This window comes from Pseudomonas sp. P4_B3, from assembly GCF_056402295.1.
Window position 1 is genome coordinate 1 of record NZ_JBFUHR010000027.1, and the last position, 25,958, is coordinate 25,958.

26 protein-coding genes, 1 tRNA gene and 1 pseudogene are annotated in these 25,958 nt (G+C 57.5%); 8 read left to right on the forward strand and 20 right to left on the reverse strand.

Annotated features, from left to right (window positions below; genetic code table 11):
* Positions 1-718: 718 nt before the first annotated feature.
* The 4 genes and pseudogenes from AC1DWG_RS26165 to AC1DWG_RS26180 form a co-directional block, all read right to left on the reverse strand.
* Positions 719-1,675 carry a DUF2971 domain-containing protein gene (locus AC1DWG_RS26165; RefSeq protein ID WP_477788547.1) on the reverse strand — a complete coding sequence of 319 codons (957 nt, stop codon included), beginning with the start codon at positions 1,673-1,675 and terminating at the stop codon, positions 719-721.
* 240 nt (positions 1,676-1,915) lie between these two features.
* The gene (locus tag AC1DWG_RS26170; protein WP_477788548.1) at positions 1,916-2,941 is read right to left on the reverse strand and encodes a hypothetical protein; all 1,026 of its coding nucleotides are present in this window, start codon (positions 2,939-2,941) and stop codon (positions 1,916-1,918) included.
* 170 nt (positions 2,942-3,111) lie between these two features.
* Positions 3,112-3,216: pseudogene (locus tag AC1DWG_RS26175) on the reverse strand (lysis protein); the annotation flags it as partial.
* Between the two features lie 10 nt (positions 3,217-3,226).
* Positions 3,227-3,430, reverse strand: coding sequence for a DUF7940 domain-containing protein (locus AC1DWG_RS26180; RefSeq protein WP_477788549.1), 204 nt, complete (start codon positions 3,428-3,430; stop codon positions 3,227-3,229).
* A gap of 98 nt (positions 3,431-3,528) precedes the next feature.
* Between AC1DWG_RS26180 and AC1DWG_RS26185 the strand changes: the two genes are divergently transcribed.
* Positions 3,529-4,746 carry an Arm DNA-binding domain-containing protein gene (locus AC1DWG_RS26185; RefSeq protein WP_477788550.1) on the forward strand — a complete coding sequence of 406 codons (1,218 nt, stop codon included), beginning with the start codon at positions 3,529-3,531 and terminating at the stop codon, positions 4,744-4,746.
* 40 nt (positions 4,747-4,786) lie between these two features.
* Here AC1DWG_RS26185 and AC1DWG_RS26190 read toward each other — a convergent pair whose 3' ends face one another.
* The 6 genes from AC1DWG_RS26190 to dapA all read right to left on the reverse strand — a co-directional run bounded on the left by AC1DWG_RS26190 (position 4,787) and on the right by dapA (position 9,272).
* Positions 4,787-5,335 carry a YfbU family protein gene (locus AC1DWG_RS26190; protein WP_477788551.1) on the reverse strand — a complete coding sequence of 183 codons (549 nt, stop codon included), beginning with the start codon at positions 5,333-5,335 and terminating at the stop codon, positions 4,787-4,789.
* A gap of 247 nt (positions 5,336-5,582) precedes the next feature.
* A tRNA-Ser gene (locus tag AC1DWG_RS26195) sits at positions 5,583-5,672 on the reverse strand.
* Positions 5,673-5,755: 83 nt separating this feature from the next.
* Positions 5,756-6,469, reverse strand: a complete 714-nt coding sequence (purC, locus tag AC1DWG_RS26200; RefSeq protein WP_477788552.1) for a phosphoribosylaminoimidazolesuccinocarboxamide synthase — start codon at positions 6,467-6,469, stop codon at positions 5,756-5,758.
* 28 nt (positions 6,470-6,497) lie between these two features.
* Positions 6,498-7,256, reverse strand: a complete 759-nt coding sequence (locus AC1DWG_RS26205; protein ID WP_477765125.1) for an MBL fold metallo-hydrolase — start codon at positions 7,254-7,256, stop codon at positions 6,498-6,500.
* Between the two features lie 4 nt (positions 7,257-7,260).
* Positions 7,261-8,376, reverse strand: a complete 1,116-nt coding sequence (bamC, locus tag AC1DWG_RS26210; RefSeq protein WP_477765124.1) for an outer membrane protein assembly factor BamC — start codon at positions 8,374-8,376, stop codon at positions 7,261-7,263.
* Between the two features lie 17 nt (positions 8,377-8,393).
* Positions 8,394-9,272 (reverse strand): 4-hydroxy-tetrahydrodipicolinate synthase, encoded by an 879-nt coding sequence (gene dapA / locus AC1DWG_RS26215; protein WP_477765123.1) that lies wholly within the window; start codon positions 9,270-9,272, stop codon positions 8,394-8,396.
* 328 nt (positions 9,273-9,600) lie between these two features.
* On the opposite strand from dapA, the gene AC1DWG_RS26220 reads away from it, so the two are divergent.
* Together AC1DWG_RS26220 and AC1DWG_RS26225 are read left to right on the forward strand one after the other, a co-directional pair.
* Positions 9,601-10,161 carry a glycine cleavage system transcriptional repressor gene (locus AC1DWG_RS26220; protein WP_007979776.1) on the forward strand — a complete coding sequence of 187 codons (561 nt, stop codon included), beginning with the start codon at positions 9,601-9,603 and terminating at the stop codon, positions 10,159-10,161.
* A gap of 10 nt (positions 10,162-10,171) precedes the next feature.
* Complete coding sequence (locus tag AC1DWG_RS26225) at positions 10,172-10,645, forward strand: peroxiredoxin (RefSeq protein WP_477765122.1); 474 nt, start codon at positions 10,172-10,174, stop codon at positions 10,643-10,645.
* Positions 10,646-10,732: 87 nt separating this feature from the next.
* Here the strand turns inward: AC1DWG_RS26225 and AC1DWG_RS26230 are convergent, their stop codons facing one another.
* Both AC1DWG_RS26230 and AC1DWG_RS26235 read right to left on the reverse strand, forming a co-directional pair.
* The gene (locus AC1DWG_RS26230) at positions 10,733-11,803 is read right to left on the reverse strand and encodes an AI-2E family transporter (protein WP_150756240.1); all 1,071 of its coding nucleotides are present in this window, start codon (positions 11,801-11,803) and stop codon (positions 10,733-10,735) included.
* Positions 11,804-11,834: 31 nt separating this feature from the next.
* Positions 11,835-12,074, reverse strand: coding sequence for a sulfurtransferase TusA family protein (locus AC1DWG_RS26235; protein WP_007996208.1), 240 nt, complete (start codon positions 12,072-12,074; stop codon positions 11,835-11,837).
* Between the two features lie 98 nt (positions 12,075-12,172).
* Here AC1DWG_RS26235 and AC1DWG_RS26240 point away from each other — a divergent pair, with 98 nt between their 5' ends.
* Positions 12,173-13,606 carry a M48 family metalloprotease gene (locus AC1DWG_RS26240; protein ID WP_477765121.1) on the forward strand — a complete coding sequence of 478 codons (1,434 nt, stop codon included), beginning with the start codon at positions 12,173-12,175 and terminating at the stop codon, positions 13,604-13,606.
* Between the two features lie 76 nt (positions 13,607-13,682).
* Here the strand turns inward: AC1DWG_RS26240 and AC1DWG_RS26245 are convergent, their stop codons facing one another.
* From AC1DWG_RS26245 to rpoE, 4 genes are all read right to left on the reverse strand, one after another.
* On the reverse strand, positions 13,683-15,107 hold the full coding sequence (locus AC1DWG_RS26245; protein WP_477760580.1) for a DegQ family serine endoprotease: 1,425 nt from the start codon (positions 15,105-15,107) through the stop codon (positions 13,683-13,685).
* A gap of 178 nt (positions 15,108-15,285) precedes the next feature.
* A complete protein-coding gene (locus tag AC1DWG_RS26250; protein WP_477765120.1) occupies positions 15,286-16,245 on the reverse strand; it encodes a MucB/RseB C-terminal domain-containing protein in 960 nt (319 codons plus the stop codon).
* 8 nt (positions 16,246-16,253) lie between these two features.
* Complete coding sequence (locus AC1DWG_RS26255; protein ID WP_477765119.1) at positions 16,254-16,841, reverse strand: sigma-E factor negative regulatory protein; 588 nt, start codon at positions 16,839-16,841, stop codon at positions 16,254-16,256.
* Between the two features lie 31 nt (positions 16,842-16,872).
* On the reverse strand, positions 16,873-17,454 hold the full coding sequence (gene rpoE / locus AC1DWG_RS26260; protein ID WP_003172477.1) for an RNA polymerase sigma factor RpoE/AlgU: 582 nt from the start codon (positions 17,452-17,454) through the stop codon (positions 16,873-16,875).
* Positions 17,455-18,006: 552 nt separating this feature from the next.
* On the opposite strand from rpoE, the gene nadB reads away from it, so the two are divergent.
* Positions 18,007-19,623 (forward strand): L-aspartate oxidase, encoded by a 1,617-nt coding sequence (gene nadB / locus AC1DWG_RS26265; protein WP_477765118.1) that lies wholly within the window; start codon positions 18,007-18,009, stop codon positions 19,621-19,623.
* Here nadB and AC1DWG_RS26270 read toward each other — a convergent pair.
* Both AC1DWG_RS26270 and AC1DWG_RS26275 read right to left on the reverse strand, forming a co-directional pair.
* Positions 19,592-20,044 (reverse strand): protein YgfX, encoded by a 453-nt coding sequence (locus tag AC1DWG_RS26270; protein ID WP_477765117.1) that lies wholly within the window; start codon positions 20,042-20,044, stop codon positions 19,592-19,594. The two genes, nadB and AC1DWG_RS26270, sit on opposite strands and share 32 nt — an antisense overlap.
* Positions 20,028-20,282: an FAD assembly factor SdhE gene (locus tag AC1DWG_RS26275; RefSeq protein ID WP_477755591.1), complete on the reverse strand. Its 255-nt coding sequence runs from the start codon at positions 20,280-20,282 to the stop codon at positions 20,028-20,030. The genes AC1DWG_RS26270 and AC1DWG_RS26275 overlap by 17 nt, the downstream gene beginning before the upstream one ends.
* A 149-nt stretch (positions 20,283-20,431) precedes the next feature.
* Here AC1DWG_RS26275 and ygfZ point away from each other — a divergent pair, with 149 nt between their 5' ends.
* Both ygfZ and AC1DWG_RS26285 read left to right on the forward strand, forming a co-directional pair.
* A complete protein-coding gene (gene ygfZ / locus AC1DWG_RS26280; RefSeq protein WP_477755590.1) occupies positions 20,432-21,373 on the forward strand; it encodes a CAF17-like 4Fe-4S cluster assembly/insertion protein YgfZ in 942 nt (313 codons plus the stop codon).
* A gap of 34 nt (positions 21,374-21,407) precedes the next feature.
* Positions 21,408-22,229: an HDOD domain-containing protein gene (locus AC1DWG_RS26285; protein WP_477755589.1), complete on the forward strand. Its 822-nt coding sequence runs from the start codon at positions 21,408-21,410 to the stop codon at positions 22,227-22,229.
* A 128-nt stretch (positions 22,230-22,357) separates the two neighbouring features.
* Here AC1DWG_RS26285 and AC1DWG_RS26290 read toward each other — a convergent pair whose 3' ends face one another.
* Entirely contained in the window at positions 22,358-23,746 is a 1,389-nt protein-coding gene (locus tag AC1DWG_RS26290) for a sensor histidine kinase N-terminal domain-containing protein (RefSeq protein WP_477755588.1), read from the reverse strand.
* The gene (locus tag AC1DWG_RS26295) at positions 23,739-24,410 is read right to left on the reverse strand and encodes a response regulator (protein WP_007979804.1); all 672 of its coding nucleotides are present in this window, start codon (positions 24,408-24,410) and stop codon (positions 23,739-23,741) included. The genes AC1DWG_RS26290 and AC1DWG_RS26295 overlap by 8 nt, the downstream gene beginning before the upstream one ends.
* 237 nt (positions 24,411-24,647) lie before the next feature.
* Between AC1DWG_RS26295 and AC1DWG_RS26300 the strand changes: the two genes are divergently transcribed.
* A complete protein-coding gene (locus AC1DWG_RS26300; protein WP_477765116.1) occupies positions 24,648-25,937 on the forward strand; it encodes an OprD family porin in 1,290 nt (429 codons plus the stop codon).
* Positions 25,938-25,958 lie beyond the last annotated feature (21 nt).

Genomic DNA, 25,958 nt, shown 5'->3' on the forward strand with positions numbered 1-25,958 from the left:
ACCGAGGTGCGCATCTTACAGCGCATCTTTTCAATTTGCAACCTTAAAAGTTTCTGATTTTTCAACAAAATCAACTACTTAAGCCAAGAACAACATCAAGCTGCTCGTTAGCGGGAGGCGAATAGTACAGTATTAAAATACGTGGTCAACCCCTCCACCTGAAAATTCTTCTTCCTTACCAAAGCGCCCGGGGTTGCCACCATGAAAACCTCCAGCGTCTATATAAGGCATCGGGGCAGCAGAGAGCCCAAACCACGTCGCCTGGACATGCAGGCACAACAACGATGAGAAAACACTCCGGCAAATGAATACTCAAGGATCCCGAGAGAATGGCAGGTATCGCGTCGAGAATGCAGGGGCCGGAACGGACTAGCCCGGCATGCCGGGCACGAAATACCCTGATCAATATGACAGAAACGAAAAAGCCCCTGAAATATTTAACCATTTCAGGGGCTTAGTCTTGTTCAATAATGGCGGAGAGATAGGGATTCGAACCCCTTCAGGCTTCCCTCTGGTCCGCTCTAGGCCGGAAAAGATGGCGCTTTATCAATCTCGCTGAAGCATGGTGCGGCCTGTGGCGGCCCTGAGTTTGCCCTAGATATGCCCTAAACCGTTCCCGCATTCGCAGCGCTGAGCCGCACACGGCTCAGAGATCTCTGGTGCTTTCGGCAAGCCTCACGATTGCTAACCACTCCCAGCCCCAGCACCTTGCCACACGCTACCGGTCGTGAGGCACGGCCTCCATGCGAAACTCGTGCGGAACCAAGCGCATTTTGAAAACTGGAACCCCAGCTACGAGAGCTTCTCGAACAACCGAGCTCTCATCCTCCTCACTTATTTGAGAACCGAGATAAACAGCCTGTAACGGCGCGGAAAAATTTCTTGGGGGTTCGCTCGAGCCATCTACTACGACCAGTCGCCACTCTTGCTCGTATGACCAATCAGACGACTTGTGAAGTGCGGCGATCAATCCAAACAAATTGTTGAACGGCTGCCCTGGTTCTATCCCTCGAAGTAAATCCGAGGCATTGAAAACGCCGCTGTATTTGACAGGCCACAACGATAGGCCGAGCACATTTTCGAGCGGCAAGCGTCGAAAGTCATACCTCATCGCGAACCCCTTGTGATTCTTGGCGTAGTGAGCCCAAAGAGGCAACGAGTCCAGTCGCTCGGTGAGCGAGCAGATTTTGTAAGAGTTCTGAAGCCTACTGTTCATCTCATTGACGACCTTGGCGATGAAGCCCGCGTGGTTATTCTTCATCACCGCAGCAAGTCGACCTAACTCTTCTTCACTAAGCTCGCCCTCCACCTCCTTCGTTTGATTGTGGAAATATCTCATCACTTCCAACATCGGATCTTCTGCGCTCAGAATCGCTATGCGACGCGCCGCAGAAACCCCTTCCATTCGATCCAAAAACAACTCGGCATGCGTCATTCCGAAGTGAGGATCAAAATCCACAGCGGAGTCATAAGGATCGTTAAATGTGCTCGCAAAAGTCAGATAAAGCGTCGAATCTCTTAGATTGCGTAACGAGTACTCATTGACCTCTCGGTACTTGTACAGTGAGGATGGAAAGTGACAATGCTTCATCCGCTGAGCAGAACGGATGCTTCCCAACGGAAGATCACGTACGCATATGAGTTGCATTAGCTCTTCGACCCAGTCCTTTGACATCCCCTATCCCCGATTGAGCCACAGATTATTTTTGATACTGGTTCATCAGCTGATCATACCCCGATTGTGTTGGAGTACTAACGCAAAAAGCCCTACAGTCCCGAATTGCAGGACCATAGGGCGGTGTTGGCAAAGCGATTGACGGTAACCCTTGGCATCATATGGCGTTGGTTGGAATTACCCAAAACCACCCAGGGAAGAAGTACCTATCTCACTGCGGATGAGTGTCAGGCATCATTACTATGAAAAATCGCTAGAGTCGAGCAAACCCCAAAGCCATTTCATAGCAATAAAATATGGAGCCATGGTGATGACAAGAAGCGCTACATCTAAATTTCGATTCCATGGCTGTTGCCATGCAGAGTTGGCATGAAGTAAAAGCAAGGGAACAATCACGCCAAAAAACAAAATAGCGCCCCCGACAAACAACATAACTTTAGAGCGCTCCCGTATTTTAAATCTTCCATTGTAAAGCCGTAAAACCCTCAACGACGCATCAAGTTTTGGAACAACCTCCGTCTCAAACCCTTTAATACGCTCAAAGAAGTCCACGATTATTCTAGAGTAACCAAATTTTTCTCTAGGACTTACATGTTGCACCCGCAATTCAGCTGCCTTATCTGCATACCCCATAGCTGCTATTTTTTGCAACATAGGCTCATGCATACGAGAAAGAGCGTCCAGTTCTTTACGACCTTCCACCTCTTCACAGCGTGAAGCCAACTCCAAAACAGAATCGCTATACCTCCCCCAAAAAATCATTAACCCAACTACTATGCATCTTACAGAAAGCAGCCGCTCTTCCGTGAAAGCATCTTCTTTTTTATTTCGGACATCAATTGATAGGTTCTCCGCTGACTGAACTATAGGCCTTCCGGAAAACGGATAAGAAACCGAAACCACATAAAGCATATTAATAAACTCGTGACACGCCTCAACAATTACCTCATCATCCTGCGACTCAATTGTTTCTCCAATAGACCTTCCTTCATACATTGGAAATATCAACTTTGCCTTTTTGAGCGTTTTACGGATACCCTCCCAACTCAGCCCACCATTTTTATCAATCAAACCAGGATTATCAAAACCAATATAATGAGAAGGCGAGGTGTATTTCTCAACCCAAGCAATCAATTCGCGAAATACATCGTTGGCCTCTTGAATTTTTTGATAACCATACATCACAAACACCGAATACAACGCACCTACGATACCAATAAGTGTTGCATGTATTGCTGGCAATGCTTCTAAAATCGGAAATGCCATCTCCCCCCCCCCAAAAAAAACCTAATATTTATTCTCTCTAAGATTAATTTAGTCTCTTTGCGAAAAAAACTCTATCCGCACAAAGCTAATACTTCGATGCTACAGGTGTAGATGTAATTTGTTCGAAACGCAGCCCCCACCACTCGCCGCTCAACCGGCTGCGCACGCATTCACTTCGCTTTAGAGACTTGCTTGACGTATCCCTGACACGCAGCCAGGGCGATCAATTCTTGGTCACCGGCATCGGTGATGGCGACAATTTTTTGAGCTCGCGCCAGTCCCTCCCTAGTTACTCAGCTTGGGCTGCAGGATCACCCGTGCCAGCATCACCAGCATCACCAGTATGCCCAGAACGCCGTAGGCTGCAGGAGGCAGTACCGCCTGCAGCTGAGGCAGCAGCTGCTCAGCAATACCCAGCGCTGCAATCGCACCGCCAGCCTGAACGCTGGACATCTTCAAAGCATCTTTCCAATTACTAATCAGTTGCATATTTTGTTGCCTCGGGTGCTGGGAAAGGTTCAGGCCAGCGCCTTCAGCGCGACCTGGTAAAATGCAAACTTCAGTGCCGCGGGGTTCACGGCACATCCTTGATCGACAAGATGCCGACCGGCGTGGAGATGAACGGTAAGCAGTTGCGCATATGGTTCATCTTCAACGGCCAACGGTGCCGGGAACCATTGGAAGGGATCTCGAAAGTAAACAAGGCCGCGATCGCCTACGCTGACAACAAGCGCCGCACCATCCTTGCTGAAATCAAGGAGGGCCGCTTCGACTATGCAGCCCACTTCCCCAACTCGCCCAGGGCCGCCATGTTCACCGGAACTGGCGGCCCATCGCTCAAGCGCACTGTAAAGGAAGGCATCGATCGATGGCTGGAGGTTCAACGCGCGCTCAAAGCTTCGAGCACGGTCGTCAACTACGTAAGCAAGGCCGTGCACGTCGAGAACAAATTCGGCAAACGCCGGATCGTCGATACCAATAAGAGCGACATCGAGTTGTTTCAAGCACAGTTACTCAAGCAAGGCCTAGCTCCGAAGACAGTGAACGACATTTTCACTGTCGTCCGTGGGGTCTGGGCTGATGCCTTCGGCGACGGCATCCTGAAAGCCAACCCGCTCGACAGGATCAGCAACGTCGGATCGGACGTCGACCTGGAGCATGCCGATCCATTCAGCCGCACCGAGATCGAGTTGATTGGCAAAGCGGACCCGGACCGACGGGCTGACGCCAGAATGATCGAGTTCAACTGCTGGGCCGGACTGTCGCTATCCGAACTAATTGGGCTCGCCGTCGAAGACATCGATCTTGAGGCCGGCCTGGTACACGTCCGTCGGGCATTGGTCGTCGGAGAATTCAAAGTCCCCAAAGAACGCTCCAGGGTACGAGTCGTCGAGCTGATAGACCCCGCCCTCGAACTGATGCGGGAGATTGTCGCCGCCACCAAGGAAGCGCCTACCGCTGAGATCACCGTTATCCAGCGCGACAACATCACGTCAAAAAAAATGAAAGTCAGGTTCCTTTTCCGCAGCTCCACCAGCGGACTGCTCTGGAGCGGCAAGACTTTGAGCAACTGGTTTACCGCCCATCTGAAAAAGGCAGAGGTTAGCCACCGCGGGGCGAATCAATGTCGTCATACCTTCGCCAGCCAGATGCTGTCGAGCTATGTCCCGGTCGAATGGGTGGCCCGGCAACTCGGTCATGCCGATACAACGATGGTGAGAAAGCATTACGGAAGATGGATACCGAGGGACACCAAGAGCATGGCGGGTATCGTGTCGAAAATGTTGGGGTTTCGCCAAAACTGATACTTGGGGAGTATGTCTCCCCAAGTTAAATAAGCAGGTACTAACGATTGTTGGGATGAATAGCCTCGCTCACAACCCGAATGATTTCATCGGCAGTCATCTCCCGCCTTATTACTGTCTCGCGAATCGGCTCGAACGCAGCGAACATACGGGAGTAAACACCGACCATTGGGCAGTGAGAGTTTTGGTTCGCGACATCTTTGAAATTTACGTATCGATCCAAGCGATTAACCATAGTCTCAGCGAGACTACGGTACCTGCCCTCGTTATTGCCGTCGTATCCGGAGAAGGTTAACCAGGCGGCCACATGCTCACTTGATCCGTCGACCTTCGCCCTATCATCGGGAGACAACGCTTCATATCCTCGCCCAATGAAAGAAAACATATCAAAAACGTTTCCTACGAAAACGACCTCTGGCGGTGTTTCGATTTCAGGGAACGTATTCGAATAGGCCCACCCCAAGACCCACATGTCGTCATCGTCAACTGCCTGGGTTACCAGACTCAGATCGAACCGGCTTTCCACTTCCAGCTTTTTATGAAGGTCACAAAGCAATGCGATGGTCAACTTTTCTATAACTGTTGGCATTTCCCTTCTCCAGATTTCAGTCCAGTGATCAACGCCCAGATCCGGCACAGTGGTGCCAGCCTGCGATCATGCTAGACCAAACCGAGATAGAAAAATCTGCAACACGAAGAAAATCGGACGGCACACAACGGCATACGCCGGCCCTCAAGGCTAGTTAAATGCCCTAAAAATGCCCTAACCAAACCAACAGAAACGAAAAAGCCCCTGAAATGTTTAACCATTTCAGGGGCTTAGTCTTATTCAATAATGGCGGAGAGATAGGGATTCGAACCCTAGGTACCGGTGAAGGTACAACGGATTTCGAATCCGTCCCATTCGGCCACTCTGGCATCTCTCCAACGGCGCGCATCATAACAACACTTTCGCCGGAAGCGAACCCCCTAAGCGAAATATTTCTGTGCTTTCAGATGCTTGCGTCGGTTAAAGCGGTACGCCCAGACGATTGGCGACTTCTTCGTAGGCTTCGATGACGTCACCGAGGCCCTGACGGAAGCGGTCCTTGTCCATTTTCTTGCCGGTCGCCTTGTCCCACAGACGGCAGCCGTCCGGGCTGAATTCGTCGCCCAGCACGATGGAGCCATCGTGGAACACGCCGAATTCCAGTTTGAAGTCGACCAGCAGCAGGCCGGCGTCGTCGAACAGTTTGCTCAGGACTTCGTTGACCTTGAGCGACAGCTCTTTCATGCGAACCAGCTGCTCGGCGGTCCCCCAACCGAAAGCCACGACGTGGGATTCGTTGATGAACGGGTCGCCCTTGGCATCGTCCTTCAGGAACAGCTCGAAGGTGTAAGGGTTGAGCTTCATGCCCTCTTCGACACCCRGACGCTTGACTAGGCTGCCAGCGGCGTAGTTACGCACGACGCACTCGACCGGGATCATGTCGAGCTTCTTCACCAGGCATTCGTTGTCGCCCAGCAGCTTGTCGAATTGGGTCGGCACGCCAGCAGCTTCAAGCTTCTGCATGATGAAGGCGTTGAACTTGTTGTTCACCATGCCTTTGCGGTCGAGCTGTTCGATGCGCTTGCCGTCGAACGCCGAGGTGTCGTTGCGAAACAGCAGGATCAGACGGTTAGCGTCGTCGGTCTTGTAAACCGATTTGGCTTTGCCGCGGTAGAGTTCTTCACGTTTTTCCATGATGGGCTCCGCTTGCTAAGTAGATGGGCTAGGCGATGTGTCGCCAGTCGAGCCCTGAATCTTGATCGGCCAGTTGCAGCCAGTCCGGGTCGCACCCGAGGGTGTCGACAAAACATTGCCGGGCCAGCTGCGGCAGGTTGTTCTTGCTGCTCAGATGGGCCAGGACCAGGTGTTGCAGGTCTTTCCAGCCCAGCTCGGCCACCAGGAATGCCGCCTGGTGGTTATTCAAATGTCCCAATTCACCGCCTACCCGTTGCTTGAGAAAGTACGGGTAATGACCACGAGCCAGCATGTCACGGCAGTGATTGGACTCGATCATCAACGCATCGAGGTTCCGATAGCCGTCCAGCACCTTGTCGCAATACGACCCCAGGTCGGTCAACAGGCCGAAGCGCCGCTCACCGTCACTGAAGACATATTGCGTCGGTTCTTGTGCATCGTGGGCCACGGCAATGACACCGATGCTCAAGTCGCCGATTTGCAGCTGTTCGCCGCCAGCCAGAAAGCCTGCGGGTTCAATCGGTTTGCGCATCCCGCGCAACGTCCCGCGACTGAGGTAGACAGGCAGATTGTAGCGCCGAGACAGCAAACCCACGCCATGCACGTGGTCGGCATGTTCGTGGGTCACGAGTATCGCGCTCAGCTGCGCAGGGTTCACACCCAGGCGCAGCAGGCGTTTTTCGGTTTCCCGCAGGGAAAAACCACAATCCACCAATACATACGTATCAGCGCTGGCTATCAGCGTGCCGTTCCCTTGACTACCGCTGCCGAGAACGGCAAAACGCATAGGATCAGCCCAGGTTGTCCTGAATCTTGCTCAACACTTTACGCGCTACATCTGGCGGCGCCACGGTGTTGATGTTTTTCTCGACGGTGACCTGGACGTTCTCGCCAACCTTGCTCAGGCGAACCTGATAACGCTCGGCGCGGGCATCCAGCTCTTCCTTGCTCGGCGCGCTGCCGAACAGGCTACTGAAGAAGCCTGGCTTGTCGTCTTTCTTCTCGGCTTTTTCGGCCAGGTTGATGTAGTACAGGCCCAGGCTGCGGTTGATGTCTTCAACACGCCATTCGCCTTGTTCCAGCGCACGACCGACGCTCGACCAGGCACGATCCAGGTCGGTACCGACGTTGAGCACAGGGTTGCCGCTGCCGTCTTCGCTCAGGCTGACACGGCTAGGCGCGTCGAAATCACGTGAAGCCAACATGGAAACCGAACCGCCCTTCTCCGAGATACGGCTCATGCTCGAGAGCATATCGTCGACCAGTGCCGCGTCCAGACCAGTGTTGACCGAACGGTTGGTGAAGGCCACATCAGCGGTGCTGCCGGCAGGACGCTCGGCGCTGACCACATAGACTTCACTGGTGTTGCGCTGCACACCCGGCTCGATGCGCACCCGCACGCGGGTTTCGCTGTCCGTGCTGACGCCGGCCGCGCTCAGGCGTTTGCCCATGGCGGCGGACAGTTCGTCGGAATGCTGCCAGGTCGTGGAGAATTCGCCGGTTTGCGGACGCTGTTCATCCAGACGGAAGCCATTGTCCTGGAAGAACTGAACGGCCACAGGCCAGACTTCGGCCGGCGGGTTCTGAGCCAGGATGGAGCTGGAGCCGCCGCTCTTCTGCAGGGAGTAGGCACTGGCGTCGGCACCCGCCGTCAGCGGCTGAGGACGAGGAACAACGTATTCGCCCTTGGCGGTGTCATCGGCCACGTTGCGCGGGATCGGCAACAGCGGATCCAGACGCTTGGCGGTACGGACATCCTGCGGTATTTGCATCGGTGCAGTCTGTTGCGCTTCCAGGTAATCGCTACCACGGTCACGGAAATAACCTTCCGGGCCCCAGATCCATCCACAGCCACTGGTGCTGGAGATAATCAAGGCAAGTGCGGAAAGTCCGGCCATTCGCTTCATGCGTTGTACTTCCTCAATTAAACCAGGACGCCGCACTGGCGCAGGGCCTTGCGCAGCGTTTCGTGACAAGGTGCGCTCAGCCAGGTCAACGGCAGGCGAATGCCTTCGTGCATCAGGCCCATTTCAACCAAAGCCCACTTCACCGGAATCGGGTTGGCTTCGATGAACAGGTCCTTGTGCAGCGGCATCAGTTTTTCGTTGATTGCCCGTGCAGTCTCGGCATCCCCCTTGAGGGCGGCCTCGCAAAGATCGGCCATTTCACGCGGCGCGACGTTGGCGGTGACGGAGATGTTGCCCTTGCCGCCCATCAGGATCAGCTCGACCGCGGTAGGATCATCGCCGGAAAGGACGATGAAGTCCTTGTTCACGCCGTCGAGGATGGCCTTGGCGCGCTTGAGGTCGCCGGTCGCTTCCTTGATACCGATGATGTTCGGCACGGTGGACAGACGGATCACGGTTTCGGCCTGCATGTCGCAGGAGGTGCGGCCGGGAACGTTATAGAGAATCTGCGGGATGTCGACCGATTCGGCGATGTGCTTGAAGTGCAGGTACAGGCCTTCCTGGGTCGGCTTGTTGTAGTACGGCACTACCAGCAGGCAGGCATCGGCGCCGGCTTCCTTGGCGTTACGGGTCAATTCGACAGCTTCGCGGGTCGAATTGGCGCCGGTGCCGGCGATCACCGGAATGCGGCCATTGACCTGCTTGACCACAGCGCGGATGACTGCAATGTGCTCGTTGACGTCGAGGGTTGCCGATTCGCCGGTGGTGCCGACGGCGACAATGGCATGGGTGCCGTTTTCAAGGTGGAAGTCCACGAGTTTGCTGAGGCTGTCCCAGTCAAGACGCCCCTGTGCATCCATGGGTGTGACCAGTGCCACCATACTGCCCGCAATCATGAAACCGCTCCTGCCGGAAAAAGAGAGCCGTAATGGTACTGGCGCCAAGATGCTTGCACAAGCGAAGTACTGTGCTGCCGCCATTCCCCTTGGCGCCGGTTTTCGCTACCCTTCAGACTTTGATCGGTACAGACAAGCTCGTCCGTCGGGTTTCAGCCTCCATTTTCGGCATCACAAGCCCTGATCCAGCGTTGCCACGCCTCGCTCCCGCCCTGCCGGAGCATGTCGCAACCTGTCACTTGGGGCTTTCTGAGTTCGCATCCGCAGGCTCGCTCCCGATAAATCAGCCCTTTGACGTATCGACCGCTCATCGCTTTAGGAATGCTGCATGTCCACCCCCACAGTTCGCGAACAATTCCTTGTTATCAGTGCCCTCGGCGCCAACCCCATGGAGCTGACCAACGTCCTGTGCCGCGCCAGCCATGAAAACCGCTGCGCCGTTGTCACCTCTCGCCTGACCCGCCATGGCGAATGCAGTGCGCTGGTACTGGAAATCTCCGGTAGCTGGGATGCCCTGGCACGCCTGGAAGGCAGCCTGCCAGTGTTGGCCAAGCGGCATGCGTTCACGGTCAACGTGGTGCGTAGCGCGGCCCTGGAAAATCGCCCCCAGGCCCTGCCGTACGTCGCCTATGTCAGCTCGGCCTACCGCTCGGACATCATCAACGAGCTGTGCCAGTTCTTCATGGACCACAATGTCGAGCTGGAAAACCTGACCTGCGACACCTACCAGGCTCCGCAGACCGGCGGCACCATGCTCAACGCCACGTTTACCGTGACCTTGCCGGCCGGCGTGCAAATCAGCTGGCTGCGCGATCAGTTCCTGGATTTTGCCGACGCGCTGAACCTCGATGCCCTGATCGAACCCTGGCGCCCACAGAACCCAATGTAAGGAAGCTTTCATGGCCGTTGCCATCGACCAACCGGTTGCCGATTTCCAAGCCCCCGCCACCAGCGGGCACACCGTCAGCCTCGCTGGCCTGAAAGGCAAGCAGGTGGTGATCTACTTCTACCCCAAGGACAGCACGCCGGGTTGCACGACCGAGGGGCAAGGCTTTCGTGATCAGTATGCAGCGTTCAAGGCCGCCAATACCGAAGTGTTCGGTGTGTCTCGCGACAGCCTGAAATCCCACGAGAACTTCAAATGCAAGCAGGAATTCCCCTTTGAGCTGATCAGCGACAAGGAGGAAGCCATCTGCCAGCTGTTCGACGTGATCAAGCTGAAAAAGCTCTACGGCAAGGAATACATGGGCGTGGATCGCAGCACCTTCCTGATCGACGCCAAAGGCGTGTTGCGTCAGGAATGGCGCGGCGTGAAGGTGCCGGGGCATGTTGATGCGGTGCTGGCTGCCGCTCAAGACCTGAATAAAGCCTGACCTTTAAAAGATCGCAGCCTGCGGCAGCTCCTACAGGATTACGCATTTCTCTGTAGGAGCTGCCGCAGGCTGCGATCTTTTTACAATCTAAAGCAATGGCGCCACCTCCGGCTCCTTGCGCGGCCAGGCATCCAGCACTGCCTTGAACAGCGTCGCCAGGGGAATTGCAAAGAATACCCCCCAGAAGCCCCACAACCCGCCAAACAGCAGCACTGCGCAGATGATCGCCACCGGGTGCAGGTTGACCGCCTCCGAGAACAGCAATGGCACCAGCACGTTGCCGTCCAGCGTCTGAATGATCCCGTAGACCGCCATCAAGTATATGAACTGATCGCTCCAGCCCCACTGGAACAGCGCAATCAGAAACACGGGCACGGTCACCACCACGGCGCCGACGTAAGGCACCACCACCGAAATCCCCACCAGCAGTGCCAGCAGCGCCGCGTAGTTGAGCTCAAGAACAACGAAGGCGATGTAGGTCACGCCACCGCAAATGAAGATTTCGATGACCTTGCCGCGAATGTAATTGGCGATCTGCCGGTTCATTTCATGGGCGACCCGGGTGATCAACGCCCGTTCACGGGGCAGGTAACCGCGAACCCATTGGCCGATCATGGCCCGATCCTTGAGGAAGAAAAACACCAGGATCGGCACCAGCACCAGATAGATCATGATGTTCACCAGCAATGGCAGGCTCGATAGCGAGAACGTAAGCGCCCACTGACCAAACTTGCCGATTTCGCCCCGCGCCACTTCGATAGCCCGCAGCACTTGCTCATCGGATACCAGATGCGGATAGCGTTCGGGCAGCAGCAACAACAGCGACTGCCACTTGGCAAGCATGCCGGGCAACTCGTTGAACAACGTGATCAGTTGGTGCCAGAGCAACGGCACGACCACCACGATGAATACCAGCAACAACCCCATGAATAACGCAAAGACCAGCCCCACCGCGACCCAACCCGGCACCCGCAGGCGCTCGAGGGTCACCACCAGCCCCTGCATCAGATACGCCAGCACCATGCCCGCGAGCACCGGCGCCAGCATACCGCCCAGGGTCAGCACGACGGTGAACGCCAGAAACAGCAGGACAGCCAGCACCACCGCTTCTTCATCGGAAAAATAGCGCTGAATCCAGTCGCGTAACACTTTGAACATCAATAATCCTTAGGAGCAAACGCAGCCGATTTCAGGCTTTTTTCAACCAGTAGCGGTAAACACCCGCGTCATCTTCTTCACGAAGCAGGGTATGACCGGCCAATCGCGCAAAGGTGCGAAAGTCGCGCTGCGAACCTGCATCGGTGGCGATGACCTTGAGCACCGCACCACTGGCCAGCCGGTTGAGCTCCATCTTGGCCTTGAGCAACGGCAACGGGCAATTCAGGCCACTGGCGTCCAGTTCAACGTCATGCTCTACAGCGTCGGTCATTGCATCACTCCGGGTCAGGTGGTTGAGTTGCCTAGAATATCTGGTCGCAACGCCGGTGTCCGGCTACAGTAAGATCTTTGTCGACTAAGGCTTTGTGCATGACATTTTTGCGCCCTACCCTGCTGACGCTCGCTTGCCTGCTCGCCTCACCGGGCTTCGCCGACGACCTGCCGTCACTCGGCGACGCCAGTTCTGCCATTGTCTCACCGCAACAGGAATACCAGCTCGGCCGCGCCTGGCTGGCCATGTTGCGCAGTCAGGTTTCACAGCTCAACGATCCGCAACTCAAGAATTACGTGGAATCCAGCGTCTACCAACTGTTGGAGACCAGCCAGGTCACTGACCGGCGCCTGGAGTTCATCCTGATCAACAGCCCGCAGCTCAACGCCTTTGCCGCGCCGGGCGGGATCGTCGGGGTGAACGGTGGCTTGTTCCTCTACGCCCAGACCGAAGGCGAATACGCTTCGGTACTGGCGCACGAACTGGCTCACTTGTCGCAACGCCACTTTGCCCGGGGCGTCGAAGCGCAGCAACGCATGCAAGTACCCATGATGGCTGCATTGCTGGCGGGTATCGTGGTGGCAGCCGCAGGTGGCGGTAACGCCGGGATTGCAGCCATTGCCGGCACACAGGCCGCAGCCATCCAGGAACAGCGGCGATTCTCCCGGCAGAACGAGCAGGAAGCCGACCGTATCGGCATCCTCAATCTGGAAAAGGCCGGTTACGATCCCCGCTCGATGCCCAGTATGTTCGAGCGCCTGGGGCGTCAGTACCGCTACGATGCCAAGCCACCGGAATTTCTGCTGACTCACCCGGTCACCGAATCGCGTATCGCCGACACCCGCAACCGCGCCGAACAGTTTCCAAAGGGAGGTATCGAAGACAGCATGCGCTATCAACTGATCCGCGCACGCGTCCAACTGATCTATGAAGAAACCCCGGGGCTCGGTGCCAAGCGCTTCCGCGCCCAGCTCGACGAGAACCCGAAAAACGACGTAGCACGCTACGGCTTGGCGATCGCCCAGATCAAGGGCGGCCAACTGAACGAAGCACGGGAAAACCTCAAGCAGTTGCTGGCCAAGTCACCCAACGAAATCATCTACAACCTGGCTCAGGTCGATCTGGATATCACCAACAATCGCCTGACGGATGCCCAGTCCCGGGTTGACCGGTTGATGGGCCAATACTCTGGCAACTACCCGCTGAACCAAGTGCGAGTCGACCTGCTGCTCAAGCAGAACCGTACTGCCGATGCGGAGAAAGCCCTCGAAGGCCTGCTCAAGTCCCGTCCGGATGATCCGGACGTGTGGTATCAGGTTGCCGAGACGCGCGGCCTGTCGGGCAATATCATCGGTCTGCATCAGGCTCGTGCCGAGTATTTTGCGCTGGTCGGGGACTACAAACAGGCCATTCAGCAACTGGACTTCGCCAAACGCAAGGCCGGCACGAACTTCCCGCTGTCTTCGCGGATCGACGCACGGCAACGTGAGCTGATGGAACAAGAGCGCATGATCAAGGACATGATGGGCTGACGCCCCCGGAGAAAAAAAGTCCGGACAAAAAAAACCGCCTCTTTCGAGGCGGTTTCTCATTCAACCAACAACCGGGTTATTCAGCCAGTTTGAAGGTGATGAAGCTCGCTCGCCCCTGACGCAGTACCCGCATCGACACCGAGCGGTTCTTTGGCAGCGCCTTGGCGATGTCCGCGAACTCCTTGGTGGAACCGATGGCCTGGTTGTTCAGGTGGGTGATCACATCACCCGGCTGCAAGCCGATCAGAGCGGCAGGACCGTCCTGCACTTCCTTGATCACCACACCACCTTTGAGGTCGTATGTTTTCTTCTGGTCGTCAGTCAGCTCGACCACGGAAACACCGAGGCGATTGCTGCTGCGCTCGATGCTGGATTTTGGCTCGGCGCCCATCTCCTTGCCTTCTTCCGGAATTGCACCGACGGTCAGTTCGACATTCTTGCGCTTGCCGTCACGAATCACTTCCAGATTGGCTTTTGCACCAGCCTTCAATGCGCCAACGAGGTGCGGCAGGTCGGCCGACATAACGATTGGCTGACCGTTCATGCTCAGGATCACGTCGCCGACTTGCAGACCACCCTTGGCAGCCGGGCCATCATCCTGGATCTGAGCAACCAACGCACCCGCCGGCTTCTCCAGACCGAACGACTCGGCCAGGTCCTTGCTCACTTCCTGAATCACGACACCCAGCCAGCCACGGCTGACCTTGCCACCGGATTTCAGCTGATTGGAAACATCCATGGCCACGTCGATCGGGATTGCAAACGACACACCCATGAAGCCACCGGAGCGGGTGTAGATCTGCGAGTTGATCCCGACCACCTCACCGTTCAGGTTGAACAGCGGGCCGCCCGAGTTACCCGGGTTGATCGGTACGTCGGTCTGGATGAACGGTACATAGTTTTCGTTCGGCAGACTGCGACCGACGGCACTGACGATGCCCTGGGTCACCGTGTGGTCAAAGCCGAATGGCGAACCAATCGCGACAACCCATTGGCCAGCCTTCAGGTCCTGGGATTTACCGAGCTTGAGCACTGGCAGATCCTTGCCTTCGATTTTCAGCAGCGCCACGTCGGAACGTGGATCAGTACCGATCAGCTTGGCTTTCATTTCGCTGCGATCAGCCAGGCGGACGAGGATTTCGTCAGCATCGGCGATCACGTGGTTGTTGGTCAGGATATAACCATCAGTAGAGATGATGAAACCCGAGCCCAGGGACGTTGCCTCGCGCTGTCGGTCGCGAGGTGAGCGCGATTGTGGCGGCATGCCCCGTTCGAAGAATTCGCGCAACATTGGCGGCAAGCCTTCGAGGTCGGGCATTTGTTGGCTGACTTTGCGATCCGGCAGCTTTTGCGTGGTACTGATGTTCACGACTGCAGGCGAGGCCTGTTCGACCAATTGCGTAAAGTCAGGCAACTCGACCGCTTGGGCGGTGACCGCCTGACCGAGCACCAGCACAGTGGCAATAATGGAAAGGTAAGACTTCAAGCGTGGTATCGACATACGGCTCCCGTTACGACGAGCAGGGTTAAGCGATATGGAGCAAGGAACACCGGGAACAATACGCCGGTATTTTTGTTCCGGGAACAACAAACAAGGCCAGAGCCGAGGGGCTCTGACCTATAAGAAATTTACGGTTTTTTTGCAAATTGAAATGCTCACGAAACATTTCGAATTCAGCTCACTGCTTGGTTGCAGCGGCGTCGGTACGCATCGAAAGCGCTATCCGCTCAGCGGTACCGACCGGTATCTCACCGACGACGGTCACCATCATCTCACCCTGTGCCGTGCTCAAGCGCCGGGAAACCGCAACGGTCGGCCCCAACTGAGTGCGGGTGTCGGTGACGGTTGCGCCATTCAACGGTTCGAGGAATACCGAAAAGCGCGTCAGACCATCGTCATACATCAGGCTATTGACCTGGGTTTTGGTCTCCGGATCCTTGCGAGCGGTGCTGCTGGTCAACTCGAAGCCGGGCGGCAACCAGTCGGAACGCCAGACCTGGGCAGACTTGACGGCAGAAGCCTTGTCACTTTCGAGATTGACTGGCTTGCAATCATTACTGGCCTGCAGGTCTTTTTCGGAAGGAACGTCAGCGGTATCCAGTTGTGTGAACTGGAAGCGCTCCAACAACCGCCCCTTGTCGTCCAATAGCAAAGACTTCAGAGGCAGGCCGGTTTCTTTATCCAGATGCAGTTCAAAACCGTAGCGGTGTTGATCACGGGGTGTCAGCGATACGATCACCGCCGAACGCCCGGCGACACGCGACTTGCCAATGACGGCGAGGTCATACCAATTCTTGAGCTTCTGAGGATCGAGTGCACGGGCAGCGGAGTTGGGTGAGTCCCCAAGCCCTGCTATCAGTGTGCCGCTGACGCATTGAGTTTGCCCATCAATGCGAACGACTTCCTGAGCGGAACCGTCGAGCTGGATCAATCGCTCGCGGACCTTTCCATCCTGGACGCGGTGCCAGATGTTATGGGTAGAAAAACTACCGTTACGCTCGTAGACGAAAGTACCCTGAAAGCTTTGCTGTTGCTCTGCCTGACCCAGGCGGCTCAACCAGTCCTGGGCATCATCGGCTTGGGCTGGAACAATGAACCAGCCGCTGAGCAGAAGCGAAAGTAGAGGTATGGCGCGCATGATCCTCCTTAACGGTTTTCCAGACTTGCGGCACGAGCGTAAGGCAGAGCGCTCTCAGTGCCTTTCAGTGCAGCCTGTTGTGCATGTTGGCGCAAGTAACCTGGCAGACGCTGGTCGTGCCAGCCTGGCTGACCTTGCAAAACGCCATTGGCCATTGGGCCGGTAGCTTGCGAACTCTCCTTGTAGCCTGCCAGAACAGCAGGGCCTTTTACTTGAGGAACGGCCAGTTCGGGTTGATTGGATTGCTGGGCCAGTTCGACGCCGGCGATCTCATCCTGGTTGTACAGACGCACACCGGCCAGCACCGCCAGGGTCACGGAAGCTGCGACCGCCAGACGACCCAGGCTGCGCCATGGACCACGGGAAGGTTTTGCCGGTACGGCTTCGTCAGCCAGGGCAGCAGAAACAGCCGCAGCGATGTCCAGACGTGGAAGCAGCAGATCCTTGTGCATCACTGCCCGAGCGATCTGATAACGAGCCCAGGTTTCACGGGTTTCAACATCGTCACAGGCATTCAATACCCGACGCAATTCCAATTCGTCCGCTTCGTTATCCATCACTGCGGACAGCGATTCCTGCAGGGCTTCACGACTCATGGCGTTCCTCTCTTGGCTGTCGCCGCTGTCTTTAGTTTTCCTGCAACAACGGCTGCAGGGCTTTGTCGATGGCCTCCCGGGCGCGGAAGATCCGGGAGCGCACGGTGCCTACCGGACATTGCATGACGCTCGCAATGTCCTCGTAACTCAGACCATCAAACTCACGTAAAGTTAAAGCCGTACGCAAATCTTCCGGCAGTTGCTGAATGGTTCGATGGACGGTGCCCTCGATCTCATCCCGCAGCAAAGCCCGTTCTGGCGACTCGAGATCCTTGAGGCCATGATCGCCATCGTAGAACTCTGCATCCTCGGAACTGACATCGCTATCCGGCGGCCGACGGCCGCGTGAAACCAGATAGTTTTTCGCCGTGTTGATGGCGATGCGGTAAAGCCACGTATAAAACGCGCTGTCTCCGCGAAAATTTCCAAGTGCACGGTACGCCTTGATAAAGGCTTCTTGTGCCACATCCTGGGCTTCATGGGTGTCGTGCACGAAACGCACGATCAACCCGAGAATTTTGTGCTGGTATTTCAGCACTAGCAGATCGAAAGCACGCTTGTCGCCGCGCTGAACGCGCTCGACCAGTTGCTGATCCTCTTCCTGGGTTAGCATGAACACTCCTCGATGAGCTCGGAGGAGGCTTGCAGAAGTAAACCACCAGACTTGCAAACATAGACTCGGGCTTTTCGCAAAAGTTCTCCCCCTCCAGGCAAGTTTCCTGCGGGCTCTGATTTGGCACGCACGAAAAGCGCAGCACGAGTTGACCCGGCTGCGCGGATAATCTTGTCATCGGATTCTTCGGCAAGGATCGCACTGCAATCCTCCACTGAAGCCGACACTGTCCCTTGTTTCAGGCAACCGTCTATTGATCTTGGCCCTTTGGCAAAAGTTCCAAATATTTATAGCCGCGCCGACCTGACATTGTGCAACCGTGAAGGGAAAAAGACTGTTAAATCGGCGATACAGTCATTCTCGCGCCCAACGGGCAGAAAAACATCCGACGAAGCGACCGATGTTTTGCGTCACGGTAGTTTCACAATGCCATGCCAGCTCGGGTATTGTGCCGCTCCCCCCCTCTATATACTAGTGGGCTGTGCGGCTGCCTTGACTCGACAGTCCAGTTGCGCCACCCCCGACCCGGGTCGCTTTGAGCGGAATCCTGAAATGAGCCAACAGTTTCAACACGATGTTCTGGTAATTGGCAGCGGTGCTGCCGGCTTGAGCCTTGCGCTGACCTTGCCCGGTCATTTGCGCATTGCCGTACTGAGCAAGGGCAACCTCGCCAATGGCTCGACTTTCTGGGCCCAGGGCGGCGTTGCGGCCGTGCTGGATGACACCGATACCGTTGAATCCCATGTCGATGACACGCTCAATGCCGGCGGCGGCCTGTGCCATGAGGACGCCGTGCGCTTTACTGTCGAGCACAGCAGGGAAGCCATTCAGTGGCTGATCGACCAGGGCGTACCCTTTACCCGCGATGAACAGTCGGGTAACGAAGATGGCGGGTTCGAGTTCCACCTGACCCGCGAGGGCGGTCACAGCCATCGGCGCATCATCCACGCCGCCGATGCCACCGGTGCAGCCATTTTCACAACCCTGCTCGACCAGGCCAGGAAACGGCCGAACATCGAACTGCTGGAACAGCGGGTGGCGGTTGACCTGATCACGGAGAAACGCCTGGGCCTGGAAGGTGATCGCTGCCTCGGCGCTTATGTGCTCAATCGCGGCACCGGCGAAGTCGACACCTACGGCGCCCGCTTTGTGATCCTCGCCTCCGGTGGTGCGGCCAAGGTTTACCTGTACACCAGTAACCCTGACGGCGCCTGCGGCGATGGCATCGCCATGGCCTGGCGCTCGGGCTGCCGGGTGGCGAACCTGGAATTCAACCAGTTCCACCCTACTTGCCTGTATCACCCGCAAGCCAAGAGTTTCCTGGTCACCGAAGCCCTGCGAGGCGAAGGTGCCCACCTCAAGCTGCCCAACGGCGAGCGCTTCATGCAGCGCTTCGATCCTCGGGCCGAGTTGGCGCCACGGGATATCGTCGCCCGGGCCATCGATCATGAAATGAAGCGCCTGGGTGTCGATTGCGTGTATCTGGACATCAGCCACAAACCCGAAGCCTTCATCAAGACGCACTTCCCGACGGTGTACGAACGCTGCCTGGAATTTTCCATCGACATCACCAAGCAACCGATTCCGGTGGTCCCGGCAGCGCACTACACCTGTGGTGGTGTGATGGTCGATCAACAGGGTCGCACCGACGTGCCGGGTCTGTATGCCATTGGCGAAACCAGTTTCACCGGCCTGCACGGCGCCAACCGCATGGCCAGCAACTCGCTGCTGGAATGTTTCGTTTATGCTCGCTCGGCGGCCGCGGACATTCTTGAACAGCTGCCCCGGATTCCGATGCCAGTCCCCCTTCCCGCCTGGGATGCGAGCCAGGTCACCGATTCCGATGAAGACGTGATCATTGCGCACAACTGGGATGAATTGCGGCGCTTCATGTGGGACTACGTTGGCATCGTGCGCACCAACAAGCGTCTGCAACGGGCGCAACACCGCGTGCGACTGTTGCTGGATGAAATCGACGAGTTCTACAGTAACTACAAGGTCAGCCGGGATTTGATCGAGCTGCGCAACCTGGCTCAAGTGGCCGAGCTGATGATTCTGTCAGCCATGGAGCGCAAGGAAAGCCGTGGCCTGCATTACACCCTCGACTACCCGAACCTGCTGCCGGTCGCGCTGGACACTATTCTGGTGCCGCCCACCTACGTCGGCTGAACTTGAGCCGGACCCGCAGGCGTCGGTGCACATCCGCCGCCTGCGCATCCCGGGGCACGCAAATAGCCCTGACCCGGCGCTCTCCACGCAAACGGAAACGCAATACCACCACCAACGGCAGCGCCAGGCTGTCCGGCCTTAGCTGCACGGGCTGCCAACCCTTGGCCCGACTCCACAACTGCCAGCCATCGGCATCGCGCCGCAAGCCGCAAAACGCCTGTGGGTGCGTCAGCAAGATCTGCCGGGGCAACAGCCAGACTCCGTGAGCCACGCACAACACGACGCCGAGCGTGCTGGCCCAGAGCGGAATTGACAGTAAAAACAACGAACCCAACGCGAACAGCTGGGCCAGAAGATACGCCGCCAGCAACTGCCGTGAGGCATGCCAGCGGCATTCGAACGAATTACTTGGGCTGGACACGGTCCAGGATCATGCGAACCATGCGTTGCAGTTCAGGATCCTCGGATTCGCTGCGTTCCATGAACCAGCCGAACATGTCCTGATCTTCGCATTCGAGCAACCTGACGTAGCAGGCGCGATCAACCTCGCTGAGGTGCGGGTAAACCTCTTTCACAAACGGCACCAGCAACACGTCAAGCTCAAGCATGCCGCGGCGGCTGTGCCAGTAGAGGCGGTTCAGTTCAACATCTTCGACCATGGAGCGCTCCTCAAATAGGCCGCAAGTATACAGGCCCGCGCCGCGTCGAACAGTCGGCTTTGGTCGGGCACCGATGAGCCTTTGTGAACTACCCATTTCGAAGGCGCCCCCTTATGATGTCCGCCAGACTCTTTACCCTGCGATGACCCATGGCCGATTCTGCTTTTTTCTGCACGCTTTCTCATGAAGGTGTTCTCGCGGTCCGCGGCGCGGACGCCAGCAAATTCCTGCAAGGCCAATTGACCTGCAACCTCAACTACCTGAGCGATTCCCGGGCCAGCCTCGGTGCCCGCTGCACGCAAAAAGGCCGGATGCAATCGAGTTTCCGTATCCTGCTCGACGGTGACGGCGTGGTCTTGGCCATGGCCACCGAATTGCTCGAGCCGCAACTGGCGGACCTGAAAAAATACGCGGTGTTTTCCAAGTCGAAACTGACCGACGAAAGTGCCGCCTGGGTCCGCTTCGGCGTTGACCTTGGCGACGCCGCGCTGGTCAGCCTCGGTCTGGACCTGCTGGCAGAAACCGACAGCGTCGTGCGCAACGATGGGCTGATCGCCATCCGTGTCTCGCCTGACCGCGCCGAGCTGTGGGTTGCCGCCAGTCAAGCCGATGCGGTCAAAGGCAAGCTGTCGGCGGTGCTGAGCGAAGGCGATCTGAATCAATGGCTGCTGGGCCAGGTCCGCGCAGGRATCGGCCAGGTCATGCCGGGTACCCGCGAATTGTTCATCCCGCAGATGCTCAACCTGCAAGCGGTCGGTGGCGTGAGTTTCAAGAAAGGTTGCTACACCGGGCAGGAAATCGTCGCGCGCATGCAGTACCTGGGCAAACTCAAGCGCCGCTTGTATCGCCTGCAACTGGCTGCCAGCGAGTTGCCTGAACCGGGTACCGCGCTGTTTTCCCCAACCCACGGCAGCTCCATCGGCGAAGTGGTGCTGGCTGCCCGCGCCGAGCAAAACATTGAACTCCTGGCGGTGTTGCAAGCCGAAGCAGCAGACAGTGGGGACATCCACCTGGGCGCGCTCGAAGGGCCGTCCCTGCAGCTGCTCGACCTGCCTTATGAACTGGACCGCGATCGCGAAATCCAGCAATAACGGCAGCACTTGGCGCGACACCTAGAGAGACTAAATGAGCGAACTGGCGGAAAAGGTCCAAAAGGATTTGGTTGAGGCCATCAATAACGATGACCTGGTTCTGCCAACGTTACCGGAAGTGGCTCTGCAGATTCGCAAGGCCGCGGAAAACCCGGAAGTCAGCGTCAGTACCCTGAGCAAAGTGATCGGCCGTGATACCGCGCTGTCGGCACGCCTGATCAAAGTGGTCAACAGCCCACTGTTGCGCGCGACCCAGGAAGTGACCGATCTGCATACCGCGATCACCCGCCTGGGCATCAACTACAGCTGTAACCTGGCGATCGGCCTGGTCATGGAGCAGATTTTCCATGCCCGCTCCGACGTGGTGGAACAGAAGATGCGCGATGTCTGGCGTAGAAGCCTGGAAATCGCCGGTGTCAGCTACGCCCTGTGCCGCAGCCATACCCGACTCAAGCCCGATCAGGCGGCCCTTGGCGGGCTGGTGCATCAGATCGGCGTGCTGCCGATCCTGACCTACGCCGAAGATCACTATGAGCTGCTGTCCGACCCGGTTAGCCTCAACCATGTGATCGACCAGATTCATCCGCTGATCGGCGAAAAACTGCTCAGGGTCTGGGAATTTCCCGACATGCTGGTGCAAGTGCCGCAGCTATACCTGAACTTCAAGCGCCAGTCTGCGCAGGTCGACTATGTGGATCTGGTGCAGGTGGCCAGCCTGTATTGCCTGCAGGACACCGACCACCCGCTCGCCCGTGCCGATGCGTTGAATGTACCGGCCTACAAGGCACTCGGAATCGACTTTGACGACGAGACGATGTGCGCCGACCTGGAAGAAACACGCACGATGTTTTACTGACCCAAAACCGCGCCGCCCCCTTCGCGAGCAGGCTCGCTCCCACAGGGATTTGTGGTGCTGCATAGATCCAATGTGGGAGCGAGCCTGCTCCGGGCGGCGTTCCGACGATGGGGCCAGAACAAGCCCCATCACTCTCCGGCGACAAAACTCACCCGCACCTTCAACCCTGCGTGCTCACCGTCATGCAGGCTGATCTGCGCCAGATGCGCGCGGCAGATCTCACCGACAATCGCCAACCCCAACCCTGAACCGGCCACTTGCTGATTGCGTCGGTAAAAGCGCTCGAATACCCGATCGCGCTCCTCAAGAGGAATGCCGGGGCCATCATCTTCGACTTCCAGCACTGCGGGCGCCGAGACGCGCAAAATCACGTTGCCACCCGGTGGCGTGTGAGCCAGTGCGTTATCCACCAGATTGCTCAGCAGTTCGTTCAATAATGTCGGCTCGCCCCGCAACCAGACGGGTTCATCCGCTTCCAGCGCCAGCGCGATGCCGCGCTTGTGGGCCAGCGGCGCCATGGCCATGCCCAGGTCCCGAGCCAACTGACTGAGGTCGAGTAACTGCGCGCCACCCTCGGCAATCGCCCGGGCGCCATTTTCAACCCGTGCCAGGGACAGCAACTGATTGGCCAGATGGGTCAAGCGATCAGTGCCCTGGGCGGCGGTCTCCAAAGTACTGCGCCAGGTATCGGGCTCGGCCGAGCGCATGCCCAGTTCCAGTCGCGCCTTGAGTGCTGCCAATGGCGTACGCAGTTCGTGGGCGGCATCGGCAATGAACTGCGCCTGTTTCTCGAACTGCCCGCGCAAGCGCTCGGTAAAGTGATTGAGCGCGCGCACCAGTGGCCATAATTCGCGCTGCACTTCCACCAACGGCAAGGGGCGCAGATCGTCCGGCTGGCGCTCTTCCACCGCTGTGCGCAAGCGCTCCAGCGGGCGCAACGCGGCACTCACCGCGAACCACACCAACATCAAGGCCCCACCCGCCAGCATGCCCAGGCGCAGCAAAGTATCTGTCGCCAGACTGCGGGCCATGCTCACCCGCGCTTCATCGGTTTCCGCTACGCGAATTTCCGCCATGCCGTTCATGTTCGGCTCGCTCACGGGTTTGAGCAGGCTCACCACACGCACGTTCTGCCCGCGATACTGGGCGTTGTAGAAGCGTGCCAGCGCCGGATAGTCATCGGTGCGCGGCGTTCCCGGCGGTGGCGCGGGCAGGTTTTCATAACCGGAAATCAGCTTCTGATTGATGTCGTTGACCAGGTAGAAAATTCGCCCGGCACTGTCGTAGGCAAAGGTATCGAGGGCCACGTAGGGCACGTCGGCACTCAAGGTGCCGTCGCGCTGGGAGACGCCGGCGGCGATCGTCCGCGCCGAGGCCAGCAGGGTCCGGTCATAGGCCGTGTCGGCGGCTTCGCGCCCGTTCCAGTAGGCGCTCAAACCACTGGCCAGCATCAATACAACCAGCAACAGCGCCAGGTTCCACAGCAACCGCCAGCGCAGGCTGCTGGGCTTATGCATCGCGGCTTTCCAGCAAGTAACCGAGGCCGCGGAAGGTCACGATAGCGACCGGCTGGCCGTCGAGCTTCTTGCGCAGACGGTGCACGTAGATTTCGATCGCATCGGGGCTGGCCTCTTCATCGAGGCCGAATACTTGAGAAGCCAGTTGCTCCTTGCTCATCACCCGACCGGGGCGCGCGATCAGGGCTTCGAGTACGGCCTGTTCGCGGGAGGTCAGGGTCAGCAATTCTTCACCGAGGGTGAAACGCCGGGTTTCCAGGTCATAGGCCAGCACACCGCAACGCTGAATGCGTTCACCGCCCAGCACACTGCGGCGCAACAAGGCTTTGACCCGGGCTTCGAGCTCGGTCAGTTCGAACGGTTTGGCCAGGTAGTCGTCGGCGCCGAGGTTCAGGCCGTGGACCCGATCCTTGACGTCGCTGCGGGCGGTCAGCATCAACACCGGCAGGTTCTTGCCCCGCGCCCGCAAACGCGCCAGCACTTCGAAACCATCCATGCGCGGCAAGCCGACGTCGAGGATCGCCATGGCGTATTCCTCGCTGCCCAGCGCCAGGTCGGCTGCCACGCCATCGTGCAGAACGTCCACGGTCAGCCCGGTGCTCTTGAGCGCCTGGGCGACACTTTCGGCGAGCTGCAAATGGTCTTCGACGAGCAGGACACGCATGGATCTTTACCTCATTCCGGGATGGTCGACGCCATTCTCTGGCGCGAAGTTTACAGCCGCAACCGCCGCTGTGAAGCCCGAAAACCGTGAAAGTCAGCTGAAAGCTTAGCGAAAGGTTAGCCCGTTACAGTCCAGCCACGGACAGTTTCGACTGCCGTCGCTGCAGCCACACAGCGATACGAAAAACGCCTCGAAGCGTTTTCGACAAATAAGAACAATAAACGGAGTAACTCATCCATGCAGTCCCTGCAGACCCAGGCTATCGCGCCTGCCCGCCTCTCCCGTTTCAGCCACACTGCGCTTGCCAGCGCTGCCGCCCTTGCCGGCTTTTCACCGTTGAGCCAGGCCGCATTCTTCGACGACAGCTCGGCCACTTTCGAAACCCGCAACATGTACTTCAATCGCGATTATCGCGACGGTACCAGTGCCCAACAGTCCAAGCGTGACGAGTGGGCCCAGGGCTTCATGCTCAATCTGAAATCAGGCTACACCGACGGCACCGTGGGGTTCGGTGTCGATGCGCTGGGCATGTTGGGGGTCAAGCTCGATTCAAGCCCTGACCGCACCGGTACCGGCCTGCTGCCGACTGACGATGGGCGAGCCGTCGATGAATACTCCAAGCTCGGCCTGACCGGCAAAGTGAAAATCTCCGCCAGCGAGCTGAAGATCGGCACCCTGATTCCGGAACTGCCGATCCTCAAGCCCAACGACGGGCGCATCCTGCCGCAGACCTTTGAAGGCGGCATGCTGACCTCCAAAGAGATCAAGAACCTGACCTTCACCGGCGGGCGTCTGGATAAAGCCAAGGACCGCGACAGCACCGACTTCGAGGACATTGCCCTCAACAACAAGAACGGCCGTTTCGCTGGCACCGTGGCCGGCAAGCACTTTGACTTTGGCGGCCTGGACTACAAGCTCACCGACAAGATCACCGGCAGCTACCACTTCGCGCAACTCGATGAAGTCTACAACCAGCATTTCCTCGGCTTGGTCGCCTCGCAGCCATTCGGTCCCGGCACCTTTGGCTCCGACCTGCGGTTTGCCATCAGTGACGACCAGGGCGAGGCCCGTGGCGGCAAGATCGACAACAAATCCCTCAACGGCCTGGTGAGTTACGCCTTGAGCGGGCACAAGTTCAGCGCGGGCTACCAGCACATGTCCGGCGACAGCGCGTTCCCGTATGTGGATGGCGCCGACCCGTACCTGGTGAACTTCGTGCAGATCAACGACTTTGCCGGGGCCGAAGAACGCTCCTGGCAAGCGCGTTATGACTTCGACTTCGTCACTCTCGGCGTCCCCGGCCTCACCTTCATGAGCCGTTACGTGAGCGGTGACAACATCAAGCTCAAGAACGGTGACGAAGGCAAAGAGTGGGAACGTAACAGCGAGATTAAATATGTTGTACAAAGCGGCGCGCTCAAGGATGTCGCCGTGCGTCTGCGCAATGCCACCTACCGTTCCAACTACTCCGCTCGCGATGCCGATGAAGTGCGTCTGCTGGTGAGCTATAGCGTTGCCCTTTGGTAATTCAGTACGTCAATAACAACA

Coding starts and splice junctions, on each gene's coding strand:
- AC1DWG_RS26220 (WP_007979776.1), top strand. CDS start 9,601: ATGTCCACCCCCACAGTTCGCGAACAATTCCTTGTTATCAGTGCCCTC.
- AC1DWG_RS26250 (WP_477765120.1), bottom strand. CDS start 16,245: ATGCGCGCCATACCTCTACTTTCGCTTCTGCTCAGCGGCTGGTTCATT.
- AC1DWG_RS26245 (WP_477760580.1), bottom strand. CDS start 15,107: ATGTCGATACCACGCTTGAAGTCTTACCTTTCCATTATTGCCACTGTG.
- AC1DWG_RS26240 (WP_477765121.1), top strand. CDS start 12,173: ATGACATTTTTGCGCCCTACCCTGCTGACGCTCGCTTGCCTGCTCGCC.
- AC1DWG_RS26290 (WP_477755588.1), bottom strand. CDS start 23,746: ATGCATAAGCCCAGCAGCCTGCGCTGGCGGTTGCTGTGGAACCTGGCG.
- AC1DWG_RS26205 (WP_477765125.1), bottom strand. CDS start 7,256: ATGCGTTTTGCCGTTCTCGGCAGCGGTAGTCAAGGGAACGGCACGCTG.
- AC1DWG_RS26295 (WP_007979804.1), bottom strand. CDS start 24,410: ATGCGTGTCCTGCTCGTCGAAGACCATTTGCAGCTCGCCGAAAGTGTC.
- rpoE (WP_003172477.1), bottom strand. CDS start 17,454: ATGCTAACCCAGGAAGAGGATCAGCAACTGGTCGAGCGCGTTCAGCGC.
- AC1DWG_RS26170 (WP_477788548.1), bottom strand. CDS start 2,941: ATGGCATTTCCGATTTTAGAAGCATTGCCAGCAATACATGCAACACTT.
- AC1DWG_RS26165 (WP_477788547.1), bottom strand. CDS start 1,675: ATGTCAAAGGACTGGGTCGAAGAGCTAATGCAACTCATATGCGTACGT.
- bamC (WP_477765124.1), bottom strand. CDS start 8,376: ATGAAGCGAATGGCCGGACTTTCCGCACTTGCCTTGATTATCTCCAGC.
- AC1DWG_RS26300 (WP_477765116.1), top strand. CDS start 24,648: ATGCAGTCCCTGCAGACCCAGGCTATCGCGCCTGCCCGCCTCTCCCGT.
- AC1DWG_RS26275 (WP_477755591.1), bottom strand. CDS start 20,282: ATGGTCGAAGATGTTGAACTGAACCGCCTCTACTGGCACAGCCGCCGC.
- AC1DWG_RS26230 (WP_150756240.1), bottom strand. CDS start 11,803: ATGTTCAAAGTGTTACGCGACTGGATTCAGCGCTATTTTTCCGATGAA.
- AC1DWG_RS26235 (WP_007996208.1), bottom strand. CDS start 12,074: ATGACCGACGCTGTAGAGCATGACGTTGAACTGGACGCCAGTGGCCTG.
- AC1DWG_RS26190 (WP_477788551.1), bottom strand. CDS start 5,335: ATGCCAACAGTTATAGAAAAGTTGACCATCGCATTGCTTTGTGACCTT.
- nadB (WP_477765118.1), top strand. CDS start 18,007: ATGAGCCAACAGTTTCAACACGATGTTCTGGTAATTGGCAGCGGTGCT.
- AC1DWG_RS26225 (WP_477765122.1), top strand. CDS start 10,172: ATGGCCGTTGCCATCGACCAACCGGTTGCCGATTTCCAAGCCCCCGCC.
- AC1DWG_RS26180 (WP_477788549.1), bottom strand. CDS start 3,430: ATGCAACTGATTAGTAATTGGAAAGATGCTTTGAAGATGTCCAGCGTT.
- AC1DWG_RS26285 (WP_477755589.1), top strand. CDS start 21,408: ATGAGCGAACTGGCGGAAAAGGTCCAAAAGGATTTGGTTGAGGCCATC.
- AC1DWG_RS26255 (WP_477765119.1), bottom strand. CDS start 16,841: ATGAGTCGTGAAGCCCTGCAGGAATCGCTGTCCGCAGTGATGGATAAC.
- dapA (WP_477765123.1), bottom strand. CDS start 9,272: ATGATTGCGGGCAGTATGGTGGCACTGGTCACACCCATGGATGCACAG.